Here is a 23,239-nt window from a genome sequence, read left to right on the forward strand (position 1 = left end):
GGCCTCTGTTTCCCGCGGGATACCCGCACCCAGTCGGCCGTCGTGGCCGGTTGCACGATTATCAGCCACGAGCGGCCTCCATGATCGCTTCGTCGACGTCGCGGCCGTCAGCGCGAGCTGCCTTCGCCGCGTCGAGGACCCGCTGGTAGTCGCGCGGCATCACCTTGGTGAAGGCCGCCGAACGCCGCGTCCAGTCGCCGAGGAGCGACGCGGCCACCGCCGAGCGGGTCAGGTCGTGGTGCTGCTGCACGATCTGCTTGAGCCACGCCAGGTCCTCGGAACCCGGCACGGACAGATCCACCATGTCACCGTTGACCTTGGCGCGGTCGAGGTCGAGCAGGTACGCGGTGCCGCCGGACATGCCGGCCGCGAGGTTGCGGCCCGTCGGGCCGAGCACCACGGCGCAGCCGCCGGTCATGTACTCGAAGGCGTGGTCGCCGACGCCCTCGGCGACGACCGTGGCGCCGGAGTTGCGCACGCAGAAGCGTTCGCCCACCTGGCCCCGCAGGAACATCTCGCCGGCCGTGGCGCCGTACGCCAGCGTGTTGCCCGCGATCGTCTGGCGCTCGGCGGCGAACACCGCTTCGGGGTCGGGCCGCACGATGATGCGGCCGCCCGACAAGCCCTTGCCGACGTAGTCGTTGGCGTCGCCGACCATGTCGAGCGTGATGCCGCGCGGGAGGAACGCGCCCAGCGACTGCCCGGCCGAACCGGTGAGCAGCACGTGGATCGTGTCCTCGGGCAGGCCTTCACCGCCGTAGCGGCGGGTGATCTCCGAGCCCAGCAGCGTGCCGACGGTGCGGTTCACGTTGCGCACCGGCAGCTCGAGGCGCACCGGGTGCGCGTCTTCCAGCGCCGCCTCGGCGAGCTGGATGAGCGTGCGGTCCAGAGCGTGCTCCAGGCCGTGGTCCTGCGCCCGTACGCGCCGCTTCGCCCCGCCGTACGGAGTTTCGGTCGGCACCTCGAAGATCGGCTTCAGGTCGAGCCCGGCCGCCTTCCAGTGCGCCTGCGCCTCGGCCGTGTCGAGCACCTCGGCATGCCCGATGGCCTCGTCGAGCGTGCGGAAACCCAGCTGTGCCAGCGTTTCCCGCACCTCCTCGGCCACGAACTCGAAGAACTTCACGACGTGCTCGACCTGGCCGGTGTACCGCTTGCGCAGCTCGGGGCTCTGCGTCGCGACGCCGACCGGGCACGTGTCGAGGTGGCACACGCGCATCATCACGCAGCCCGCGACGACGAGGGGGGCCGTCGCGAAGCCGTACTCCTCGGCGCCGAGCAGCGCCGCGATCACCACGTCGCGCCCGGTCTTCATGGCGCCGTCGACCTGCACGGTGATGCGGTCGCGCAAACCGTTGAGCAGCAACGTCTGCTGGGTCTCGGCGAGGCCGATCTCCCACGGCGTGCCGGCGTGCTTGAGCGAGTTCATCGGCGAGGCGCCGGTGCCGCCGTCGTGCCCGGAGATGAGCACCACGTCGGCGTGGGCCTTGGAAACGCCGGCCGCGACCGTGCCGACCCCGAGCGAGGACACCAACTTCACGTGGACGCGGGCCTGCTCGTTGGCGTTCTTGAGGTCGTGGATCAGCTGCGCCAGGTCCTCGATGGAGTAGATGTCGTGGTGCGGCGGCGGCGAGATCAACCCGACGCCGGGCGTCGAATGCCGCGTGCGCGCGATCCACGGGTACACCTTGTTCGGCGGCAACTGGCCACCTTCACCCGGCTTCGCGCCCTGCGCCATCTTGATCTGGATGTCGCTGGCGTTCACGAGGTACTCGCTCGTGACGCCGAACCGGCCACTCGCGACCTGCTTGATCGCGCTGCGGCGCTCGGAGTCGTAGAGGCGCTCCGGGTCCTCGCCGCCTTCACCGGTGTTGGAGCGCCCGCCGATGCGGTTCATCGCGATGGCGAGCGTCTCGTGGGCCTCGGCCGAGATCGAGCCGTAGGACATGGCGCCGGTGTTGAAGCGCTTGAGGATCGCCGCGGCGGGCTCCACCTCGTCGAGCGGCACGGGCTCGCGCACGCTGTCGCGGAACTTGAACAGCCCGCGCAGCGCGCCGCCCTCGCGGTAGAGGCGGTGCACCTCTTCGGTGTAGGAGCGGTACACCTCTTCGCGCCCGGTCTTCGACGCGTGCTGCAGCAGGAACACCGTCTCCGGGGTGAACAGGTGCAGCTCGCCCTCGCGGCGGTAGGCGTACTCGCCGCCGGTGTCGAGTCCACGGTGGACACGGTCGGTCGGGTTGTCCGGGTAGGCGCGGCGGTGGCGCACCGCGACCTCCTCGGCCAACACGTCGAGCCCCACGCCGCCGAGCTTCGACGACGTACCGGTGAAGTACTCGTCGAGCAGGTCCTGGCTCAGGCCGAGCGACTCGAACACCTGCGCCGCCGTGTACGCGCCGACGGTGGAGATGCCCATCTTCGACATGATCTTCAGGACGCCCTTCACGAGCGCCTGCACGTAGTTGCGGATCGCCTTGCCCGACTCGATCCCCGTGACCGCGCCCTGGGCGATCATGTCCTCGATCGTCTCGAACGCGAGGTACGGGTTCACCGCGGCGGCGCCGTAGCCCAGCAGCACGGCGATGTGGTGCACCTCGCGCGCGTCGCCCGTCTCCACGACGAGCGCGACGCGCAGGCGTTCCTTGGTGCGCACCAGGTGGTGGTGCACGGCGGAGACCAGCAGCAGCGACGGGATCGGCGCCATCCGGTGGTCGGAGTCGCGGTCGGACAGCACGAGCGTGCGCGCCCCGGCGGCGATCGCCTCCGACGCCTCACGGCGTACTCGCTCGATCGCGGCGGCCAGCGCCTCGGCCCCGCCGTCCACTTCGAACAGTCCGGAAAGGACACTGCACGCGAAGCCCGGCAGGTCGCCGTCGTCGTTGACGTGGATGAGCTTGGCGAGCTCGTCGTTGTCGATGACGGGGTACGGCAGGTTCAGGTGCCGGCACGACGCGGGGCCGGGCGCGAGCAGGTTGCGCTCCGGGCCCATGATGCGCGCCATCGAGGTCACAAGCTCTTCGCGGATCGCATCGAGCGGTGGGTTGGTGACCTGCGCGAAGTTCTGCTTGAAATACTCGTACAGCAGCCGCGAACGCTTCGACAGCACGGCGACCGGGGTGTCGGTGCCCATCGAACCGATCGGCTCGGCGCCCTTGGCGGCCATCGGCGCCAGCAGGATCTTGAGCTCTTCCTCGGTGTAGCCGAAGGCGAGCTGGCGGCGCAGCACGGAGTCGTGGCTCTGCACCACGTGGTCGCGGTCGGGCAGCTCGGCCAGCTTCAGCAGCCCGGCGTGCAGCCAGCCCTCGTACGGCTGTTCCGCGGCCAGCGCCGACTTCACCTCGTCGTCGGAGACGATCCGGCCGGCCTCGGTGTCCACGAGGAACATCCGGCCCGGCTTGAGGCGGCCCTTCGCCACGACGTCGCCGGGGGCCACGTCGAGCACGCCGGCCTCGCTGGCGAGGACCACGCGACCGTCGACCGTCTGCCACCAGCGCGCCGGACGCAGGCCGTTGCGGTCGAGGACCGCGCCGACCAGCGTGCCGTCGGTGAACGTGACACAGGCCGGGCCGTCCCACGGCTCGATCAGGCTCGCGTGGAACTGGTAGAACGCGCGCCGCGCCGGGTCCATTGTCGCGTGGTTCTCCCACGCCTCCGGGATCATCATCAGGACGGCGTGCGGCAGCGACCGGCCACCGAGGTGCAGCAGCTCCAGCACCTCGTCGAACGACGCCGAATCCGACGCCTCGGGCGAGCAGATCGGGAACAGCCGCGTGAGGTCGCCCGGGATCAGGTCGGACTCCAGCAGCGCCTCGCGGGCGCGCATGCGGTTGCGGTTGCCGCGCACGGTGTTGATCTCGCCGTTGTGCGCCACGAACCGGAACGGGTGCGCGAGCGGCCACGACGGGAACGTGTTGGTGGAGAACCGCGAGTGCACCAGGGCGATCGCGCTCTCGAGCCGCTCGTCGGTGAGGTCGGTGAAGAACGCGGGCAGCTGCGCGGTGGTGAGCATGCCTTTGTAGACGATCGTGCGCGCCGACAGCGACGGGAAGTACGTGCCGCAGTCCGAGGCCACGCTCTCGTGCTCCACGCGCTTGCGCAGGCAGAAGACCAGCCGTTCGAGCTCCAGCCCGGCTTCCCCGCCCGGCGACGCGACGAACAGCATGGCGAAGTGCGGCATCACCGAACGCGCCGTGGGACCGATTCCGGCCCGGTCCGCGTCGACGGGGACCTCGCGCCAGCCGAGGACCTCGAGGCCCTCCTCGGCGGCGATGCGTTCGGCCAGCCCGACGGCCTTGCGGCGCTGCTCGGCGTCGCCGGGCAGGAACGCGATACCGGCCGCGTAGGCACCCGCTCGAGGCAGGGCGAAGCCGGCTTCGGCGCGCAGCAGCTCGTCGGGCAGCTGCAGCAGGATGCCCGCGCCGTCACCACTCGTGGGTTCGGCGCCCGCGGCGCCACGGTGCTCGAGGTTCGCCAGCGCGGTCAGCCCGTCGGCGACGATGCCGTGGGAGCGGCGCCCTTTGATGTCGGCCACCATGGCCACACCGCAGGAGTCCAGCTCGGTCGCCGGGTCGTAGAGACCCTGCTTGCCGGGAATGGCGGAGAAGATCATGGAAAAGGGACCTCCTTCGTCGTCTACGTGCGAGGCCGGCGGACCGGCCGTGGGAAGCGCACGGGACGACGATGGCCCGCTTGTTAGCGCGACTTTAACACCTGGGAAACACCGGAGCAGCACCTCAGAGCGCCCCGGACGGCGGTGAACGGTAACGATCTGGCTGCGCGGAACGACGTAATTCCTGATGACACCCAGGTCGTTCGCTTAGCTAACTATCGGATCTGGGCGGTTGCCGTCAAGTGTAACCGGGCTTTTACGCATCCGGCCTGACACAGCCGTTTCCGGCCGTTTTCCTGGGGTCTGCCCGGCTCGCGCGACCACCTGTGTGACCGATGCCGCTCGCCGGTGAAACGTGTTAGCGTCCGCCGCATGATCCTCGATCGGTTCCGCGTCACGGACAAGGTCGCGGTGGTCACCGGCGCCGGTCGCGGCATCGGCGCGGCCACCGCCGTGGCGCTCGCCGAGGCGGGCGCCGACGTGGTCATCGCCTCGCGCACCGAGTCCCAGCTGAACGAGGTGGCCGCCGGCGTGGCCGCGGCCGGGCGCCGTGCGCACGTGGTGACGGCCGACCTGTCCGACCCGGCGGCGGCCGGCGCGCTGGCTTCGGAAGCCCTGGCCGCTTTCGGACGGCTTGACATCGTCGTCAACAACGTCGGCGGCACGTACCCGAGGCCGTTCACCGAGTCGACGACGGACTTCCTCGAGGAAGCGTTCCGGTTCAACGTCGCGACCGCCCACGCACTGACCGTCGCCGCGACCCCGGCACTGCTCGAAAGCGGCGGTGCGGTCGTCAACATCTCGTCGATCATGGGCCGCGTGCAGGGCCGCGGCTTTCTCGCCTACGGCACGGCGAAGGCCGCGCTGTCGCACTACACGCGGCTGGCCGCCGTGGACCTCGCGCCGAAGGTGCGCGTGAACGCCATCTGCGTCGGCTCGGTGCTCACGTCGGCACTGGAACTGGTGGCGGGCAACGAAGAGATCCGCGTGAAGATGGAGAACGCGACCCCGCTGCAGCGCATCGGTTCCGCGGAGGACGTGGCTTCGGCGGTGCTGTACCTGGCTTCGCCGGCCGGCGCGTACGTGACGGGCAAGGTGCTCGAAGTGGACGGTGGGCTCCAGGCGCCGAACCTCGAGCTCGGGCTGCCGGACCTCTGATCGTCCTTTGTAGACACTTGTCCTATTTGTCGGATTTCGATTTCCTATCCGGTGGATTTCCCGAAACACCCCACGCTGGGTGATCACTTCCTGCCATAGTGTTCGTCGACCGACGATCACGGGGAGGGAATCGGTGTCGGACTTCGACGTACACACCGACGTCATGCGCGAGTACGCGGACGTCGTCGACGGGCTGCACGCCCAGGTCGGCAAGATCAAGGACTACATGCGCACCACCGCGTGCGACAAGTCGGGCTTCACCGGCCTGTTCGCTTTGCTGCAGCCCGTGGTGGACCTGGTGGGCAACCTCTACGGCAGCACCCTCGACTTCGGCGACAACCGGCTCACCTCGCTGAGCCAGGGCGTCCGCTCCGCCGCCGACTCCTACGACCACCACGACGGCCAGGTCGCCGCGGTCCTCAAGGAGTTCGGCATCGCGATCGACGAGGTCGGCGCGAAATGACCACCCACCACTGACTCCGACCACCACCGAGGGGGAACGACATGGCCAGGCACAGCCACCCGGGCGGGTCCGGCGGAACGACGCACCACACGCCGACGCACCCTGCCCCGCCGCAGCAAGGGCACCCGAACACACCGCCACAGCACCCGAGCACACCTCCGAATCGGCCGGGTTCGCCGCCGCAGCAGCACACCCCCGGCCCTCCGGCCGGAGGACACAGTGGCTCACCCCAACCACACGGTGAAGAGGATGGTCCTCGCGTAGCTCCCGGAGGTGGTGGTCCGTGGCCCCCGCCCAACCCTCCCCACGGCGGTTCCGGCGGTCCGCCCAACCCTCCTGGTCCCGGCGGGCACGGCGGATCCGGCGGTCCGCCTCCGGAACCGCCCGACGATGACGATGATGAAGAGGAAAAGCCTAAGAAGAAGAAAGAAGAGGACGAAGACGACGACTCGGACGACGACGACTCCGACGACGGGGGCGATTCCCCGTCGTCGTCCGGCGGGGATCCCGGCGCCGCGCCGGCAACGTCGCCGAGCGGGTTCGACGAGGGCAGCTCGATCAGCGAACAGCTCCAGCCGCCCGAGGACACGTCCGGCGAGGACATCCAGGACCTCGTCAAGGAAGCCGGCGTGGAGGTCATGGCGGTCGAGTGGATCTTCCAGCAGATCACCGGCCAGACGCTCACGCAGATGTTCATCGAGCCGATCACGGGTGACTTCTCGAAGATCTCCGCCGACGCCGAGGCGTGGCGCAACATCGCCGAGGCGATGAAGGCGTTCTCGACCGTGATGGTGGGGAACGAGAAGATCCTCGGCGACAGCTGGTCGGGCCCGGCATCACTGGCGCACAAGGCGTACGTGGACCTCGGGTGGCGTGCGGGGCTGGCCGCGGAGGCCGGGATCGCGGAGCTGATCGCCAAGGGGTTCGAGCTGCTGTCGGACACGTCGCAGAAGCTGGCGGCCAAGGCGCTCGACCTGTTGAAGAGCCTGATCGACCGGCTGCTGGTGATGGCGGCCGAGGCGTGCGTGCCGATCGCGGGGTGGATCGCCGACGCGATCACCGGGCTGTCGGAGATCCTGCCGCTCATCAACTCGCTGATCTCGATCATCGACATGATCAAGGACATCGTGCAGAAGGTCGGCGACCTGTGGAACTCGGTGAAGGACATCGGGTCGCAGCTCGCGAAGATCAAGGACGTCGGCAGCGTCTCCGACGTGATCGACATCGGCAAGGGCATCGCGGGCGACGTCGGCGACATCAAGGACAACGCCTCCGGTATCGCCGGCGACGTGGGCGACATCAAGGACTCCGTGAAGGACGGCGTCGAGGAGTCCCGCGGCAACCACGAGGACAACAAGGACTACTGGGACAGCCGCAAGAGCAGCCGGACCCCGGCGCACTCCGGCAGCGGCCGGATCAGCGGCCGCATCGACGACTGAGAGGACCCGCCGTCATGTCACGGCCCACCCCCGCGCAGGACGCGTGGAAGACGCCGGAGATCCGCGAGGCGGAATCGGCGCTCGACAGCACCGTGAGCAAGTCGCGGCAGTTGCTGAAGGACCTCGAGAAGATCCGCCTGAAGCCGCTGCCGCAGACCGACTCCCCCGAACGCATCGAGGCGCTCAAGACCGCCGCGTCGAAGCCCGACGCCCCGGCTGCGCTGCGCCTGGTCAAGCGCAAGGTCGACGCGGGCGAGCTGACGTGGAAGGACGTCGCGTCCGGCAAGGCCTTCGCCGACCCCGAGGTGCGTGCCCTGGCCGACGCCAAGCTCGGCGACGCGAAGGACATGTACGAGGAGATGCAGGAGGGCTTGTCGCCCGAGGAGGTCCTCGAAGCCCGCACAGGCTCGCGCGACTTCCTCGCCGACTCGAACCGCTCGACCTACCCGGCCGCCGCGGAGGAGCCGAAGGGCTTCTCGACGGACGACCCGCTGGCGAGCAGCGCTTCACCGTCGAGCCCGGCTCCGCCGCCGCCCGGCCGCCACAGCGCTCCCCCGCCGGACGACGACTTCGCCGACCCGCTGGCCGACCGCAAACCGCCGGCACCGCCCGCGCCTCCGGCACCGCCTTCGCCGCCTTCGCCCGGGCCGGACCAGGGCCGGCACACCGCACCCCGGCACGAGGACCCGCGCTCGCGCTTCACCACCCCGGACGACGACGAGTTCACCAACCCCCTCGCCGGCCGCGGCACCCCGAAGCGCCAGGACCCGCCCTCCCCGCGCCGCCCTCGCGGCGAAGACCGCTCCGCCGGAGACGACGACTACTTCGGCGGCTCCCCGCTCGGCTGACCCCGCCACGCACGAGGTCCCCGGCTCGACTTCGAGCCGGGGACCTCGTGCGTGGTGAAAAACCGAGGGTCAGGACTTCTCAGGCTTGTCCGAATCCGAACCGGAGGAAGCGGACCCGGCGTCGACTGTGATTTCGTCGCGGGTGTCCGCGTCGGGTTCGGACGGTGGGGCGGCGGTGTCCGAAGCGGACTCCGACGGGGAAGACTCGGCCGCTTCCGCAGAGTCCGCAGAGCCCGAAGCTTCAGCAGGCTCCACGACCGCGTCACGTTCGTCCCCGCGGCTGTGCAGCGTCTCGGGCAGCTCGCGCGGGCCCTTCTTCTTCGCCAAGATCATGAACGTCACCGCGCCCAGGAACACGAGGATCGCGACCCAGACGTTCACACGCAGGCCGAGGATGTGGTTGGCCGTGTCGGTGCGCATGAGTTCGATCCAGCAGCGGCCGAGGGTGTAGCCGGCCACGTACAGGGCGAACGCGCGGCCGTGGCCGAGCTTGAAGCGGCGGTCGGCCCACACGACGACGAGCGCGACGAGCAGATTCCAGATCAGCTCGTACAGGAAAGTCGGGTGCACCGGGCTGTCTGCCAGCGGCACGTGGCCTACGGCGACACCGGTGAGGGCATCGGGCAAGCCGGTCGCCGGGTCGATGCGCTGGTAGATCTCCAGGCCCCACGGCAGGTCGGTGTGCGCGCCGTAGAGCTCTTGGTTGAAGTAGTTGCCGATGCGGCCGATGGCCTGCGCCGTGACGATGCCGGGGGCGAGCGCGTCGGCCAGCGCCGGCAGCGGGATGCCCTTGCGGCGGCAGGCGATCAGGGCGCCGACACCACCGAGGGCGATGGCACCCCAGATGCCGAGGCCGCCGTCCCAGATGGCGAAGGCGTTCCACGGGTTCTTGCCGGCCGTGAAGTACAGCTCGGGGTCGGTGATCACGTGGTAGAGGCGGCCGCCGACGAGGCCGAACGGCACCGCGAACACCGCGACGTCGATCACGGTCCCCTTGGTGCCCCCGCGCGCGGCCCACCTGCGCTCTCCCCACCAGATCGCCACGATGATGCCGGCGATGATGCACAGTGCGTAGGCACGGATCGGGATGAACCCCAGGTGCCACACACCGCGGTCGGGGCTCGGGATCGTGGCCAGGAAGGCTGCCGAGGCGGAATACACGCGGTCACCGTAGCGCGTCAATGCTCCGGTGTGGTGAGGGCGCCGCCGAAGGGTTCGTGAAGGACCGGTCACGGTCCGGTCGCGACGATGACTACTCGTAGCCACCCGGCTGCAGAGCGGCGAGGTACCCGGCCATCAAGGCCCGCGCGACCTGGCCGACGGCGGCGTCCTCGGGCAGGAACACCTCGTCGTGCAGGCTGGGCGCGCCGGCGGTGTCGCCGAGGCCGACGAACAGCATCAGCCCGCGGGTACCGGTGCCGCAGTAGTGGGCGAAGTCGTCGGCGCCGAAGGAGCGGAAGTCCACGTCGACGTCGGCACCGCCGTCGAGCAGCCAGGTCTGGGCGGCCGCCGCGAGCGCCGGGTCGTTGACCAGCACGGGCTCGCACGGGCTGATCTGCAGGTCGGCGGTGCAGCCGTACGCGCGGGCGGTGGAGTGCACGATCTCGGCCAGCACCTCCAGCGCGTGTACGCGGTCGGTCGCGCGCATGAGCCGCAGCGAGCCGAGCGCGGTCGCGGTGTTCGGGACGACGTTGGCGGCCGTGCCGGCGTGGATGCGCCCCACCGTGCAGACGGCGCCGTGCACGGGGTCGATCCGGCGGCTCGCGAGCTGCTGCAGGCTCACCACGAGCTGGCTCAGCGCGAGCACCGGGTCGCGCACGAGGTGCGGGTACCCCGCGTGGCCGCCCTGGCCGTGGAGCACGATCTCGAACTCGTCGGTCGACGCGTTCACCGGACCGGGCGCGGCCGAGACGACGTTGTGCGCCAGCCGCGGCTGCACGTGGGCGCCGATGACGGTGTCGACGCCGAGCTCCTCCAGTGCGCCCGACTCGACGATGTCCAGCGCGCCCGAAGGCGCGGTCTCCTCGCGCGGCTGCAGCACCGCGACCAACCTCCGCGGCACGCCGACGCGCCGCGCCGCCCGGCAGACGGCGACCAGCGCGGCCAGGTGCACGTCGTGGCCGCACGCGTGCATCAGTCCGGAGTCCGAGGCCCACGCCGCACCCGTGCGCTCGACGATCGGCAACGCGTCCATCTCCGCCCGCAGCGCGACGGCTGGGCCGGCGTGCTCGCCGGGCAGCTCGACCAGGCGTCCGGTCTTGGCGACGCGCATGCCTTCGCCGGCGCCCAGCGCGGCGGCCGCCACGCGCGCGGTGTCCTCCTCGTCGCCGGACGCGCGCGGGTCGGCGTGGAGCCGGTGGCGCAGCTCGACGGCATCCGGCAGCTCGTCGGCGAGAGCGGCACGCCAGCGCGCGGCCAGGTCGGTCATCGGGGCTCCAGGCGGTAGATCCGGGTGGCGTTCTCGTGGCCGGCGAGGCGGACCAGGCGCTGTGCGTCTACTTCGGACAGTGCGCCGGCGGCCAAAGCGGACCGCAGGAAGTCGGAAAGTCCTTGGCGGAACAGGGTTGTGCCGAGGTGGTAGAGCTCCGCGAGGCCGAACGCGTCGGTCGAGAACAGCAGCTTGCCGAACGGCGCGAGCTCCAGCGTCTCGGCCAGGATCGCCGGCGCGCGGAAGCCGGCGTTGTGCGTGATGAGGCCCGTGTCCACGAAGACGTGCTCGAAGACCTGCGCGAGGTAGGCGGCGCTGCGGTGGAACGGGTAGTTGTGCAGCAGCAGGATCGGCACGCCCGTCTCGCGCGTGGCACGCAGGAATCCGGTGAGCAGCAAGGGATCGCACCGGTGCAGGTCCACGTCGGAATCGCCGTAGCCCACGTGGAACTGCACGGGCAGCCCGAGGTCGATACCCGTCCAGACGAGGTGGCGGTGCAGCACCTCGTCGGCCAGGCGCAGCCCCAGCCCGGCCCCGAAGCGCGAGAGCCACCGCCCGGCCGCGTCGACCACCTCGACGGCGTCGGGCCGCTCACCCGAGAGCCCCAGCCCCACCCGGTACGCGGCGATCGACTTCACCCCGACGGCGTGCTTCGCCCGTTTTTCCAGCTCCGCCTCGAAGTCCGCGGCGAACCGGCTCGCGGTCGTGCCGGCGCACACCACGTCCTCGGCGACCTGCTCGAGCCGCACCACGTCGTGGGCACGGGCGCCGGCGAGGCGGGCGAACTCGGTGGTGCCGGTGAGCTCATCGGGCTGGAAACCGCCGTCGAGTAGGAAGTCGGTGGTCCCCGTGCCGCGCAGGAACCGCCGGTTGACCTCCTCGGCTCCCAGCTCCGCTCGCCGTGCGAGGTACTCGTCGGCCGGCGCGTGCTTCGGCAGGTCGAGCACCGGCGCGCACCGCTCGCGCACGGCGAGCCCGATGAGCGAGTCGAACAGCGACGTTCCCAGCGGCGACACCGCGTCGGCCTCCGTGAGCATCCGCTCGAAGCCCTCGCGTTCCACCTCGCCCGTCACCACGCCGTGGCAGTGGTGGTCCACCAGTGGCGCCTCCGCGACGAAGTCCAGCACCTCGCTCATCGGCCTCCTTCGGTGACGCCCAGCCTTTCCCCCACCCTACGGGCGAAGCCGGGCGCCGCGAGGACCAAGACCACGGCCAGCACGAGCACCGCGCCCGCCGCGACGGGGAACCAGCGGGCCGGGCCCTCGGTCGGGTAGGGGACGACGTTGACGTACACCGTGTAGCCCAGCAGCGCGAGCGCGCCGAGAGGGAAGATCAGGTGCCACCACGGGACGTGCATGCGGCGGCGCACGAAGAGCAACAGGATGGCGCCGAGGGTGGTCAGCAGGTAGATGACCAACAGGATCAACGTGCCGATGGATCCCGACCACGCGAAGGTGTCCGCCGCCGTCGCGCCGAAAAAGACGGCGCACACGACGATGATCAGCGCGGCCGCCAGGGCGACGGTCGTGACGGCAATGACCGGTGTGCCCTTCGGTGACGTGCGGCCGATGCCGCGGCCGTCGAAGGCATCGCGGCCCAGGGCGAAGAGCAGGCGCGAGCCGCCGACCACGCAGGCCAGGCAGCAGCCGAACGCGCTGATCGCGGCGCCCACGCTGATCACGTCACCGGCCCACGAGCCGACGAACGTGCTGCCCAGGTCGCCGAGCAGGGAGGGCGAGTCGTGGAAGGCCTGGGCGTCGGAGCGGAACGCCATCATCTCCACGGCCGTCACGATCACGAAAAAGGCACCGCCGAAGATGGCCGTGCCGAGGATGGCTCGCGGGATGTTGCGGCGCGGGTCGCGGGTCTCCTCGCCGAGCGTCGCGGCGGCTTCGAAGCCCGCGAAGGACAGGAAGCCGAACACGGCGCCGAGGAACACGCCGGACAGGCCTATGTCCGGCGTGAAGGTGAACACGGACATCGTGAAGTGGGCGTCGTTGGGTGCGTTGCCGGCGATCAGGCGGACCAGGATCACGGCGGTGACCAGGAGGATCACCGCGATCGTCGCGCCCTCCACGGCGAGCAGCGTCGACGTGCCGCGGCGCGCGGGCGCCACCGCGAGCAGCCAGCTGCCGACGAGCGCGACGCCCGTGAGCACGAACGGCCCCCACCAGGGCGGGTTCGGCCAGATCCCCACCTGCGTGAGAAACGCCGTGCCGAGCGTGCCCGCGGCGGAGCTCGTGACCACGGCGTAGAAGGTGTACGTGCCGAGCAGCCCGATGCCGGACACCACGCCGGCGCGCGGGCCGAGCGTCGCGCCGACGAACGCGTAGACCGAGCCCGCGTGGTGGTAGTGCTGGCAGAGGCGGACGAAGCCGTAGGCGACCAGCAGCACGCCGGCGGCCGAGAGCAGGAAGGCCAGCGGCACGGCGCGCCCGGCGGCGGCCGCGGTCTGCTGAGGGTTGATGTTGGCGGCCATACTCGGCGCCATGAGCGCCACGGACAGGCCCACGGCCTGCCACACCGACAGGGTGCGCCGCAGCGCTGGACGGGTTTCGACGATGTCTGACACGATGCGCTCCTTCGTCCGGAAGCAGCAGGTGGTCCCACGGCCGCCGAGGACGACGGCGTGAACTACACAGTGAACATCGCGGGGGCAGGATGAGCCAGCTCGATCGGGTTGAACTTTCCAGGCGGGGTGCCGAGGAGGCTGCGCTGCTGGGCCGTTCGGGGGTCGAGCTGGTGGCGCTGACCTTCGTCGACAACTCCGGCATCTCCCGTGTGAAGGCGGTGCCGGTGAGCCGGCTCGCCGAGGCCGCGGCCTGGGGCGTGGGCGCGTCGAACTCGTTCGACTTCTTCCTGTGCACGGACACGATCACGTCGGGCGCGTACTCGCTCGGCCCCGTCGGCGACCTGCGGCTGCACCCGGACCTCGACGCGCTCACGGTGCTCGACGCGCAGCGGGGGTGGGCGTGGGCGCCGGCCCTGCGCTACGACCAGGAAGGCGAGCCGCACCCGCAGGACTCGCGGGCGCTGGCGGCGACGGCGGTGGCAAAGCTGGCCGGCCGCGGGTACTCGGCGCGGATGGCGTTCGAGCTCGAGTGGGTGGTCGCCGGGCCGGGCGGGGCGCCGGTGGCGGGGCCCGCGTACGGGTTTTCGCGGCTGGCCGAGCAATCGGCATACGTGCGGGATCTGGTGTCTGCTTTGGACAGTCAGGGCCTCGGCGTCGAGCAGGTGCACCCGGAATACGCGGCGGGGCAGTTCGAGGTTTCCGTGGCCGCCGACGATCCCGTGCGGGCGGCGGACGTCGCGGTGCTGGCGCGGGAGACGATCCGCGCGGTGGGGCTGAATTACGGGTTGAAAACGTCGTTCACGCCGAAGTTCGCGCCCCGCGGCGTGGGCAACGGCGGGCACGTGCACTGCAGCCTGTGGGAGGGCGAGCGGAACCTGTGCGCCGGCGGCGCCGGGGTGTTCGGGCTGACCGAGGTCGCCGAGTCGTTCGCCGCCGGGATTCTCGGGCGGTTGCCGGCGTTGCTGGCCGTCGGGGCGCCGTCGGTCGTGAGCTACCTGCGGCTCGAACCGCATCACTGGGCCGGGGTGTACACCGCGTGGGGCCTGGAAAACCGGGAAGCACCGCTGCGGTTGGTGCGCGGCCCGGCGGGGAAACGCGACACGGCCGCGAATTTCGAAGTGAAGTGTTTTGATCTCACGGCCAACCCGTATCTGGTCGTGGCCGCGTTGCTGTTCGCGGGAATCGCGGGACTCGATTCCGCCGTGCGGTTGCCGGAGCCGGTGGAGGTGGATCCGGGGACGTTGTCGGCCGGGGACGCCGCCGCCGCGGGAGTGGTGCGCCTCCCCCGCTCACTGGAGGAGGCCGTGGCCGCGTTCGTCGCCGACGACGTGCTGAAATCGGCCTTCGGCGCGGAACTGGCGACGACGTTGATGGACGTGCGCCGCGGCGAGATCGACGAACTGGGTGGGCTCGACGCCGAAGAGCTGTGCGACGTGATGCGCTGGCTCCACTGAGTTCAGCCGAGCAGGCCGGCGACTTCCGTACGCAGCTGCGGCAGCTTCGCGTAGAGCTTGTCGCCCGGGCATTCGGTGTTGTAGTAGTCGCGGTGACCCTTGATCTCCTCGACGGGGATGCCGTACTGCTCGCAGACGTAGGCGATGAAGACGACCAGCGAATCCCACTGCGCTTGCGGCGGTTCGACCGACGTGTACGTGCCTTCGTTCTCGATGCCGATCGCGTTGTCGTTCTGGCCCGGGCAGTGCGCGGCGCGCACGATCTGGTTGCCGTTGCGCAGCGCGTCGAGGCTGCCGTGGCGGCCTTCCATGCGGTAGCCGCCGCGGGAGATCGTGAAGTGCTGACCGGTGTCGGACCAACCGTTGTTGTCGATGTGGTCGGCCTGGTCGTCGCGCGCGACCTGAAACGCGTGGGCCAGCGAATAGTCCGTGCTGTTGGGGCACGCGATGTGGTGCACGAGCACGCGGTTCGCCGGGTGGTCGAGCGTCGTCAACGGATCGGCGGGCGGCCGGGCGCCCCATTCGGCGCAGCTGTAGATGCGCGGCTCTTGTTGTTGGCTTTGCCCGGCTGCTCGGGCAAAGCCAGGCAGGATCAGGCCCGCGGCGGTCGCTGCGGTGAGGCCGGCGGCGCCACGGAGGAACGAACGCCGAGGGAGGTGGGTGAAGGTCATGCCGCGAGCGTCGGCGGTTGGTGTACATGATCCGTACAAATGGCCGCCCGGCACAGCCCCCGCTCCCTCGTCAGCCGCCGCTCGTCACTGCGACCCCGTCGCCGCCACCGTCGCGCTGAGGGGTTCGAGTGCGGCGATCAGCTCGTCGAGTTCCGCGGGAGAGAGGGTGTCGTAGGGCGCAGCGGCGAGTTCGTCGGTGAGGGTTTCGATGCGTTGCTTGGTCTCGCGCCCCGCGTCGGTGAAATGGCCCTCCGCGTCGACGAGGCCGCGTGAGCGCAGGCCGGCCATGACCGCGGCCAGCCGAACCTTCGGCAGGTGCTGGACACGCCCGAAGGATTCCGGCGGGTGGATGCCCATGTCGAGCGCGGAGAGCACGTGGGCCTCCGCGCCGCCGATGCCCGCGCCGACGAGGGCGGCGATGTGGCCGTCACCGCGATGTTCGCGGAGCATGGTCGCCGAGTGCCACAGGCGGGCGACGGGATCGGTGGGCACCGGGAGGGCGCGCATGCCGGCGAACATCACGCGGCCCGCGGTGGGCGTGTTGACCGCCGCCTGGGTCGTCAGCTCGGCGGCGCGTACCAAGCCCGGCGAGGAAGCCAGCTCCTCACCGAGGATCCGGCGCAACGAGGCCGCGCTGCCTCGCTCGCGCGCGGCGAAGGAGGCCTCGGGCGGGATCGTCTCCCACGCACTCGGGATGTGCCGCGCGACCTCGCCGTCGGCGAAGTTGTAGAAGGCCGCGTGCACGACCTGCGCCGGCACGCGCCCCAGCGGTGCGGCGCGGCTGGCGAAGTAACCGTCCCAGTAGGTGCGGTGGCCGAGCGCGGCCAGCTCGTCGTTGCACTCGTCGGACAAGAAGGTGACCAGGCAGATCGGTTCGAGCAGGTCGAACATGCGACGGGCGGTGCGGGTCATGGCCCGCATCCTGCCAGCGGCAGGTGGCCCCGCGGAGCAGACCGCCGAAGTCAGGCCCGGGCCGGAGCCCGGCGCACGCCTTCCGCGAGCTCCTCCGCCAGCTTCCGCACCCCGTCGACACTGCCCTCGGCCGCGGCCGTGACCAGGGCCGACCCGACGATCACCGCGTCGGCGAAACCGGCCACCTGGGCCGCCTGGTCGCCGGAGCGGACGCCGAGGCCGACGCCGATCGGGAGGTGCGTGTGGGCCCGCGTGCGGCGGACCAGGTCCTCCGCGTGCACGCCCACCGCGTCGCGGGCGCCCGTGACGCCCATGACCGCCGTGGCGTAGACGAAGCCGGACGACGCGGCGGTGGTGAGCGCCAGGCGCTCCTCCGACGAAGACGGCGCCACCAGGAAGATCCGGTCCAGACCGTGGGTCTCGGACGCGGCCGTCCACTCGGCGGCCTCGTCGGGGATCAGGTCCGGTGTGATCATGCCCAGCCCGCCGGCCGACGCGAGGTCGCGCGCGAAGCGGTCGACGCCGTAGCGGTGCACGGGGTTCCAGTACGTCATGACCACGGCCTTGCCGCCGCGCGCCGACACCGACTCGACGACCTCGAAGAGCCGCTTGAGCTTGAACCCACCGGCCAGCGCCGACTCGGCGGCGGCCTGGATCGTGGGCCCGTCCATCACCGGGTCGGAGTACGGCACGCCGATCTCGAGCAGGTCCGCACCGCCGTCGATCGTGGCGGCCAGGAGGTCCTTCGAGCCGTCGACCGACGGGAATCCGGCGGGCAGGTAGCCGACCAGCGCGGCCCTGCCTTCCGCACGCGTCGCCGCGAACAGGTCGTCGAGCGCGCTCACTGGTCCTCCCCGTCCACGAGGCCGAACCACTTGGCCGCGGTGTCCATGTCCTTGTCGCCGCGCCCCGAGAGGTTCACGACGATGAGGCCCTCGGGCCCGAGCTCACGGCCGAGCACCAGAGCGCCGGCCAGCGCGTGGGCCGACTCGATCGCCGGGATGATGCCTTCGGTGCGCGAGAGCAGCCGGAACGCGTCCATGGCCTCGGCGTCGGTGACCGGGCGGTACTCGGCGCGGCCGGAGTCCTTGAGCCACGCGTGCTCCGGGCCGACACCCGGGTAGTCGAGCCCGGCCGAGATGGAGTGCGACTCCACGGTCTGGCCGTCCTCGTCCTGCAGCAGGTACGACATCGCGCCGTGCAGGTTGCCCGGGCTGCCCTTGGTGAGCGTGGCGCCGTGGCGGTTGCCGTCGATGCCCTCGCCACCCGGCTCGAGGCCGACCAGCCGCACCGACGGGTCGTCGTAGAAGCCGGAGAAGATGCCGATGGCGTTGGACCCGCCGCCGACGCACGCGGCGACGACGTCGGGCAGGCGGCCGGCCTGCTCCAGGATCTGCTCGCGCGCTTCCTCGCCGATGACCTTGTGGAAGTTGCGCACCATCATCGGGAACGGGTACGGGCCCGCGGCGGTGCCGAAGATGTAGTGCGTGGTCTCGGAGTTGGTCACCCAGTCGCGCAAGGCCTCGTTGATCGCGTCCTTGAGCGTGCGGGACCCGGTCTTGACCGAGACGACCTCGGCGCCGAGCAGCTTCATGCGCGCGACGTTGAGCGCCTGGCGCTCGGTGTCGACCTCGCCCATGTAGACCAGGCATTCGAGGTCGAGCAGCGCGCACGCGGTGGCCGTGGCCACACCGTGCTGGCCCGCGCCGGTCTCGGCGATCACGCGCTTCTTGCCCATGCGCTGGGTGAGCAGTGCCTGGCCGAGCACGTTGTTGATCTTGTGCGAACCGGTGTGGTTGAGGTCCTCGCGCTTGAGGAACACCCGCGCACCCCCGGCGTGCTCACCGAAGCGCTTGGCCTCGGTGAGCAGCGACGGGCGGCCCGCGTAGTCCTTGAGCAGGCGGCGCAGCTCACCGGTGAACTCCGGGTCGCGGCGCGCCTTCTCGTACTCGGCCGCGACCTCGTCGACGACGCCGATCAGCGCTTCCGGCATGAACCGGCCGCCGTACGGGCCGTAGTAGCCACGCTCGTCCGGGTCGTGCTTGCTGTGCTCCTCGGTCACCGCGACGGCCTCGGGCAGGCGGGGTGCGAACCGGCGGTGACGAGCTTCACCAACGCGCCCTTCGGGTCACCGGAGGCCACCAGGCCCTCGCCGACCAGCACGGCGTCGGCACCCTGGCCGGCGTAGGACATCAGGTCACCCGGGCCGCGGACGCCGGACTCGGCAACCTTGAACACCTCGAACGGCAGGCCCGGGGCGAGGCGGGAGAACACGTCCCGGTCGACTTCCAGCGTGTGCAGGTTGCGGGCGTTGACGCCGATCACCTGGGCACCGGCTTCGAGGGCGCGGTCGGCCTCTTCGGCGTTGTGGATCTCCACGAGGGCGGTCATGCCGAGCGACTCGACGCGGTCGAGCAGCGCGGCCAGCGCGTTCTGCTCCAGCGCGGCGACGATCAGCAGCACCATGTCCGCGCCGTGCAGGCGCGCCTCGTGCACCTGGTACGGGCTGACGACAAAGTCCTTGCGCAGCACGGGAACGTCGACCGCCGCGCGCACGGCGTCGAGGTCGGCGAGCGAACCGCCGAAGCGGCGCTGCTCGGTGAGCACGCTGATCACGCGCGCGCCGCCGTCCTCGTAGTCCTTGGCCAGGGAGGCGGGGTCGGGAATCACGGCGAGGTCGCCCTTGGAAGGGCTGCGCCGCTTCACCTCGGCGATCACGCCGATGCCCGACTCACGCAGGGCGGCCATCACGTCTCGGGGCGCCGGGGCCTTGGCCGCGCGGGCCTTCAGCTCGTCGAAGGGCAGCACGGACTCGCGCACGGCGAGGTCCTCCCGCACACCGGCGACGATGTCTTCGAGCACGCTCACCGGGCGCACCCGTCCGTCGGCGAATTCATCGATCCCATCGCAAGTTCGCTCACAAAAACCTTCCCCTTCCCGCCGAAACGATGCTAACCCCCGCTCGAAGACCGGCCCGTTCCGGGTGCACGCCTTGCTCCGAATGCGCTTCGGTATCCGGCGCTCACCTGCTCGCGGTGGGGTCCTCACCCTCGGAAAGCGCCTCCCACAGCTCGATGTCCGGATCACGCTTGGCGCGCTGGGCGCCCGGCGCCGCGTACCGGGTGCCGAGCCGCCGCGCGGCGCCCGCACCCTTGACTGCGACCAACCCCGCGACGACGAGGAGAATTCCGCCCAGCACGGCCAGCCCGCGGCCGAGAAGCATCTCCGTGACGGGCAATCCGGGCGCCCAGTCGCTGAACTTGACGCCGTTCACGCCGGTCCAGACGCCCGCGAGGCCCGCCAGCGCCAGCACCAAGCCCAGGATCCGCCGTGCCCAGCCGCCGGTCGCGATCACGCCCGCGACGCCGGCCAGCGCCAGCAACGCCAGCGGCACAAGCGCCGTGGCCCGCTGCTCGCCGTCTTCGGTGTAGAGCTGCGTACCGAGCACGCCGCCGTCGCGGAACTCGGCGAACCACGCGAGCTTGGAGGCGCCCCACAACGCGAGCGCGCCCAGCAACAGGCCGACGACGATCATCCACAGTGGACGGCGCGAGGGCTTGGCCTCGGTCTGTTCCGGCGCGGACTGCCGCGGGCCCGCTGGTTCCGGCACTGCTTGCTCAGACACCGGCGGAGTCCTCGGCTGGATCGAGCTCGCCCGCGGGGACCATGGTCTGGGCCGCCGCGACGGCCGAGAGCACCGTGCGCGCCTTGTTGAGCGACTCGGTGTCCTCGTAGTCGGCCACGGAGTCGGCGACCACGCCGCCGCCGGCCTGGACGTAGGCCACGCCGTCGCGCATCAGGGCAGTGCGGATGGCGATGGCCGTGTCGGCGTCGCCCGCGAAGTCGAGGTAACCGACGACGCCGCCGTACAGGGCACGGCGCACGGGCTCGAGCTCCTCGATCAGCTGCATCGCGCGCACCTTGGGCGCGCCCGAGAGCGTGCCCGCCGGGAAGCATGCGGTGACCGCGTCGAACGCCGTCTTGCCCTCGGCCAGCTCACCGGTGACGGTGGACACGATGTGCATCACGTGGCTGTAGCGCTCGATCTGGAAGAAGTCGACCACGTGCACGCTGCCGGGGCGGCAGACCTTGCCCAGGTCGTTGCGTCCGAGGTCGACGAGCATGAGGTGCTCGGCGCGTTCCTTCTCGTCGGCCAGCAGGTCCTTGGCCAGCTGCGCGTCCTCTTCCGGGTCGGCGCCGCGCCAGCGCGTGCCCGCGATGGGGTGCGTGGTCGCTCGGCCGTCGCGCACGGTGACCAGCGACTCGGGGCTGGAGCCGACGATGTCGAAGCCCTCCAGCCGCAGCAGGTACATGTACGGGCTCGGGTTGGAGTTGCGCAGCACGCGGTAGACGTCGAGCGCGTCGGCGCCGGTCTCGATCTCAAAGCGTTGCGAGGGCACGACCTGGAACGCTTCGCCGGCCTTGATCGCTTCCACGGCCTTGTCGACGGCGGCGTGGAAGTCTTCCTTCGTGCGGCGGCGCTTGAACTCCGGCGCAGGCCGGTCGAACGTCGCGACGGTGGGCGGCGCGGGCACGCGCAGCTGCTCGGTCATCGCCGACAGGCGCTCCAGCGCGCTGTCGTAGGCGGCGTCCACGCGCTCGGGCGAGTCGTCCCAGTTGACCGCGTTGGCGATCAGCGTGACGGTGCCCTCGTGGTGGTCGAACGCCGCGAGGTCGGTGGCCAGGAGCATGGTCAGCTCGGGGATGTCGAGGTCGCGCTCGGCGAGCTCGGGCAGCTTCTCCAGCCAGCGCACGGCGTCGTAGCCGATGTAGCCCACCATGCCGCCGGTCAACGGCGGCAGGCCCGGCAGCGGCTCGGTGTGCAGCGCCTCGACGGTGGCGCGCAGCACCTGCAGCGGGTCGCCTTCGGTGGGCAGGCCGACGGGCGGCGTGCCGGTCCACACGGCCTTGCCGTCGCGCACGGTCAGCGCGGCCGGGCTGCGCACGCCCACGAACGACCAGCGCGACCACGACTTGCCGTTCTCCGCCGACTCGAACAGGAACGTGCCGGGCCGGTCGGCACCGAGCTTGCGGTAGATCCCGAGCGGGGTCTCCCCGTCAGCGAGGACCTTGCGCACCACGGGGATCACGCGGCGGCCTTCGGCGAGGGCGCGGAACTCGGCGCGCGAGGGGCTGACCGGGCCGGGCCCGGTGGATTTGCCGGCTGCTGAGCTGACCATGGGCCCCATTGTGCCGCGCGGGCCTCGGCGGACCTTGGGCGGCCCTTGAATTCAGCACCTGTTGAATTCAAGGGGGCGACGAGTCATAGTGGACCCGTGAGCACCGAAGACACTACCTCCCGCAGGCGTGGCCGCCGGCCCGCCGGGCAGGACACCCGGACGGCCTTGATCGAAGCCGCGCGCGCGGTGTTCGCGGAACACGGCTACGAACGCGCCACCGTGCGCGCGATCGCCGCGCGCGCCGGCGTCGACGCGGCCATGGTCAACCACTGGTTCGGCGGCAAGGAGGGCCTGTTCGCCCAGGCCGTGCTGGAGCTGCCGTTCTCGCCGCACGAACTGCTCGCGACCCTGCGCGACGGCCCCGACGACAAGCTGGGCGAACGGATCGTCCGCGTCTTCGTCACCCGCTGGGACGGCGCCGGCGGCGACACGTTCCAGGCGCTCATCCGCAGCGTCGCGGGGCACGAGCTGGCCGCGACCGTGCTGCGGGACTTCTTCTCGCTGTTCTTCGCCGAGGTGATCGGCCACATCGGCTCCGACCAGCCCGGCCTGCGGACCACGCTGTGCGCCTCGCAGGTCGTGGGGCTCGGCATGGTCCGCTACATCGCCCGCTTCGAGCCGATCGCGTCGGCCGAGGTCGAAACGCTCGTCACGGCGATCGCGCCGAACCTGCAGCGGTACCTGACGGGCGATCTCGGGCTCTAGGTCCAGCGCGTGGACACCGCCTGCATCGAGACTGCCTCCGCTCCGGGCACGAACAGCACCATGCGGTTGCCCTCCCCCGCCAGGAAGCCGTACTCGCCGGCGTCCTGACCGGCGCGCAGCAACGCGTACTCGCGCGACAAGCCTCGCGATGGCCGCAGCCGCGGCTTGGTGCCGTCGGCGAACGTCGCACGGGTGACACCGGGCTCGCCGAAGTCGAGCGTCGCGGCACGCCAGCCGGTGCGGACCACAGCACGGCGACGGCGCCACCCCCGCACGGCGAACCCGGCCGACGTGAAGGAGCCGATCAAGCCGGCGACGACCAGCCCGTACTCGATGGTTTCCTCGAGCGGGTGGTGGGGAGCGTCCGGAAAGTACGCGGTGTCGGGACCGGCCGGGTCGTAGACGGCGACGTCCCGAGCGCCGGTCTCGGCTGCGGCCCAGTCCTGCGCCACGCCGAGCCCGCCGCCGCCCACGAACATCCCGAGGCACGTCACCGCGCCCGCGACAGCCCACGCCGTCCGCCGGATCAGGCCGGCGAGCACCCGCCAGGCACCGTCCGGACGAGCGTTGTCGCCGGGTGGCAGCCACGGCTCACCGTCCGCGGGCGCGGTCCGGGCCGACGGCCACGCCCGGGCCGCCGCCCGCCGCTCCCGCTTGCCGATGGGGCGTCCGCCGATCGGCCGGTCCCTCGGACTCATCGGATCGTCCGTTCCGACCGGTTCAGCGGGATCACGGCGGGTCGCGCCACCACCTCCACACGGCCGGGAAAAACCAAGCACACCAACGGATACACCTTCCGTTTGCAA

General features: G+C 71.1%; 19 protein-coding genes. 6 read left to right on the forward strand and 13 right to left on the reverse strand.

All coding sequences use genetic code 11. The annotated features are described in order from the left end of the window. Positions 1-61: 61 nt before the first annotated feature. On the reverse strand, positions 62-4,603 hold the full coding sequence (gene gltB, locus ABZU76_RS00950; RefSeq protein ID WP_354863786.1) for a glutamate synthase large subunit: 4,542 nt from the start codon (positions 4,601-4,603) through the stop codon (positions 62-64). Positions 4,604-4,975: 372 nt separating this feature from the next. Here gltB and ABZU76_RS00955 point away from each other — a divergent pair, with 372 nt between their 5' ends. The 4 genes from ABZU76_RS00955 (at position 4,976) to ABZU76_RS00970 (ending at position 8,511) form a co-directional block, all read left to right on the forward strand. Continuing rightward, on the forward strand, positions 4,976-5,761 hold the full coding sequence (locus ABZU76_RS00955; protein WP_354863788.1) for an SDR family oxidoreductase: 786 nt from the start codon (positions 4,976-4,978) through the stop codon (positions 5,759-5,761). A gap of 133 nt (positions 5,762-5,894) precedes the next feature. Continuing rightward, positions 5,895-6,224: a hypothetical protein gene (locus ABZU76_RS00960; RefSeq protein ID WP_354863790.1), complete on the forward strand. Its 330-nt coding sequence runs from the start codon at positions 5,895-5,897 to the stop codon at positions 6,222-6,224. Positions 6,225-6,853: 629 nt separating this feature from the next. Next, positions 6,854-7,663, forward strand: a complete 810-nt coding sequence (locus ABZU76_RS00965; protein ID WP_354863792.1) for a hypothetical protein — start codon at positions 6,854-6,856, stop codon at positions 7,661-7,663. A gap of 14 nt (positions 7,664-7,677) precedes the next feature. After that, positions 7,678-8,511, forward strand: a complete 834-nt coding sequence (locus tag ABZU76_RS00970) for a hypothetical protein (RefSeq protein ID WP_354863794.1) — start codon at positions 7,678-7,680, stop codon at positions 8,509-8,511. Between the two features lie 69 nt (positions 8,512-8,580). On the opposite strand, the gene lgt is transcribed toward ABZU76_RS00970, so the two are convergent. From lgt to ABZU76_RS00990, 4 genes are all read right to left on the reverse strand, one after another. Further along, positions 8,581-9,672, reverse strand: a complete 1,092-nt coding sequence (lgt, locus tag ABZU76_RS00975; RefSeq protein WP_354863796.1) for a prolipoprotein diacylglyceryl transferase — start codon at positions 9,670-9,672, stop codon at positions 8,581-8,583. Between the two features lie 91 nt (positions 9,673-9,763). Next, a complete protein-coding gene (locus ABZU76_RS00980; RefSeq protein ID WP_354863798.1) occupies positions 9,764-10,939 on the reverse strand; it encodes an amidohydrolase in 1,176 nt (391 codons plus the stop codon). Then, entirely contained in the window at positions 10,936-12,075 is a 1,140-nt protein-coding gene (locus tag ABZU76_RS00985; protein WP_354863800.1) for an amidohydrolase family protein, read from the reverse strand. Before ABZU76_RS00985 ends, ABZU76_RS00980 begins: the two co-directional genes overlap by 4 nt. Next, positions 12,072-13,511: an APC family permease gene (locus ABZU76_RS00990; protein ID WP_255637674.1), complete on the reverse strand. Its 1,440-nt coding sequence runs from the start codon at positions 13,509-13,511 to the stop codon at positions 12,072-12,074. Before ABZU76_RS00990 ends, ABZU76_RS00985 begins: the two co-directional genes overlap by 4 nt. 89 nt (positions 13,512-13,600) lie before the next feature. On the opposite strand from ABZU76_RS00990, the gene ABZU76_RS00995 reads away from it, so the two are divergent. Further along, positions 13,601-14,965 carry a glutamine synthetase family protein gene (locus ABZU76_RS00995; RefSeq protein ID WP_354863802.1) on the forward strand — a complete coding sequence of 455 codons (1,365 nt, stop codon included), beginning with the start codon at positions 13,601-13,603 and terminating at the stop codon, positions 14,963-14,965. A gap of 2 nt (positions 14,966-14,967) precedes the next feature. Here the strand turns inward: ABZU76_RS00995 and ABZU76_RS01000 are convergent, their stop codons facing one another. From ABZU76_RS01000 to ABZU76_RS01030, 7 genes are all read right to left on the reverse strand, one after another. Next, on the reverse strand, positions 14,968-15,636 hold the full coding sequence (locus ABZU76_RS01000) for a peptidoglycan recognition family protein (RefSeq protein ID WP_354863804.1): 669 nt from the start codon (positions 15,634-15,636) through the stop codon (positions 14,968-14,970). Between the two features lie 84 nt (positions 15,637-15,720). After that, complete coding sequence (locus ABZU76_RS01005; protein ID WP_354863806.1) at positions 15,721-16,548, reverse strand: MarR family transcriptional regulator; 828 nt, start codon at positions 16,546-16,548, stop codon at positions 15,721-15,723. A gap of 50 nt (positions 16,549-16,598) precedes the next feature. Then, positions 16,599-17,393: a tryptophan synthase subunit alpha gene (trpA, locus tag ABZU76_RS01010; protein WP_354863808.1), complete on the reverse strand. Its 795-nt coding sequence runs from the start codon at positions 17,391-17,393 to the stop codon at positions 16,599-16,601. Next, the gene (gene trpB / locus ABZU76_RS01015; protein WP_354863810.1) at positions 17,390-18,610 is read right to left on the reverse strand and encodes a tryptophan synthase subunit beta; all 1,221 of its coding nucleotides are present in this window, start codon (positions 18,608-18,610) and stop codon (positions 17,390-17,392) included. The genes trpA and trpB overlap by 4 nt, the downstream gene beginning before the upstream one ends. Beyond that, positions 18,607-19,416, reverse strand: a complete 810-nt coding sequence (trpC, locus tag ABZU76_RS01020) for an indole-3-glycerol phosphate synthase TrpC (protein WP_354863812.1) — start codon at positions 19,414-19,416, stop codon at positions 18,607-18,609. Before trpC ends, trpB begins: the two co-directional genes overlap by 4 nt. Before the next feature lie 154 nt (positions 19,417-19,570). Then, positions 19,571-20,083 (reverse strand): Trp biosynthesis-associated membrane protein, encoded by a 513-nt coding sequence (locus ABZU76_RS01025; RefSeq protein ID WP_354864722.1) that lies wholly within the window; start codon positions 20,081-20,083, stop codon positions 19,571-19,573. An 82-nt stretch (positions 20,084-20,165) separates the two neighbouring features. Beyond that, positions 20,166-21,728, reverse strand: coding sequence for an anthranilate synthase component I (locus tag ABZU76_RS01030; RefSeq protein WP_220238032.1), 1,563 nt, complete (start codon positions 21,726-21,728; stop codon positions 20,166-20,168). A gap of 96 nt (positions 21,729-21,824) precedes the next feature. Between ABZU76_RS01030 and ABZU76_RS01035 the strand changes: the two genes are divergently transcribed. Beyond that, positions 21,825-22,433 carry a TetR family transcriptional regulator gene (locus ABZU76_RS01035; RefSeq protein WP_220238031.1) on the forward strand — a complete coding sequence of 203 codons (609 nt, stop codon included), beginning with the start codon at positions 21,825-21,827 and terminating at the stop codon, positions 22,431-22,433. Here ABZU76_RS01035 and ABZU76_RS01040 read toward each other — a convergent pair. Beyond that, positions 22,430-23,131: a hypothetical protein gene (locus ABZU76_RS01040; protein WP_354863814.1), complete on the reverse strand. Its 702-nt coding sequence runs from the start codon at positions 23,129-23,131 to the stop codon at positions 22,430-22,432. The two genes, ABZU76_RS01035 and ABZU76_RS01040, sit on opposite strands and share 4 nt — an antisense overlap. Positions 23,132-23,239: the final 108 nt, after the last annotated feature.

It is taken from the genome of Amycolatopsis sp. NPDC005232 (genome assembly GCF_040607795.1).
Classification (GTDB): domain Bacteria; phylum Actinomycetota; class Actinomycetes; order Mycobacteriales; family Pseudonocardiaceae; genus Amycolatopsis.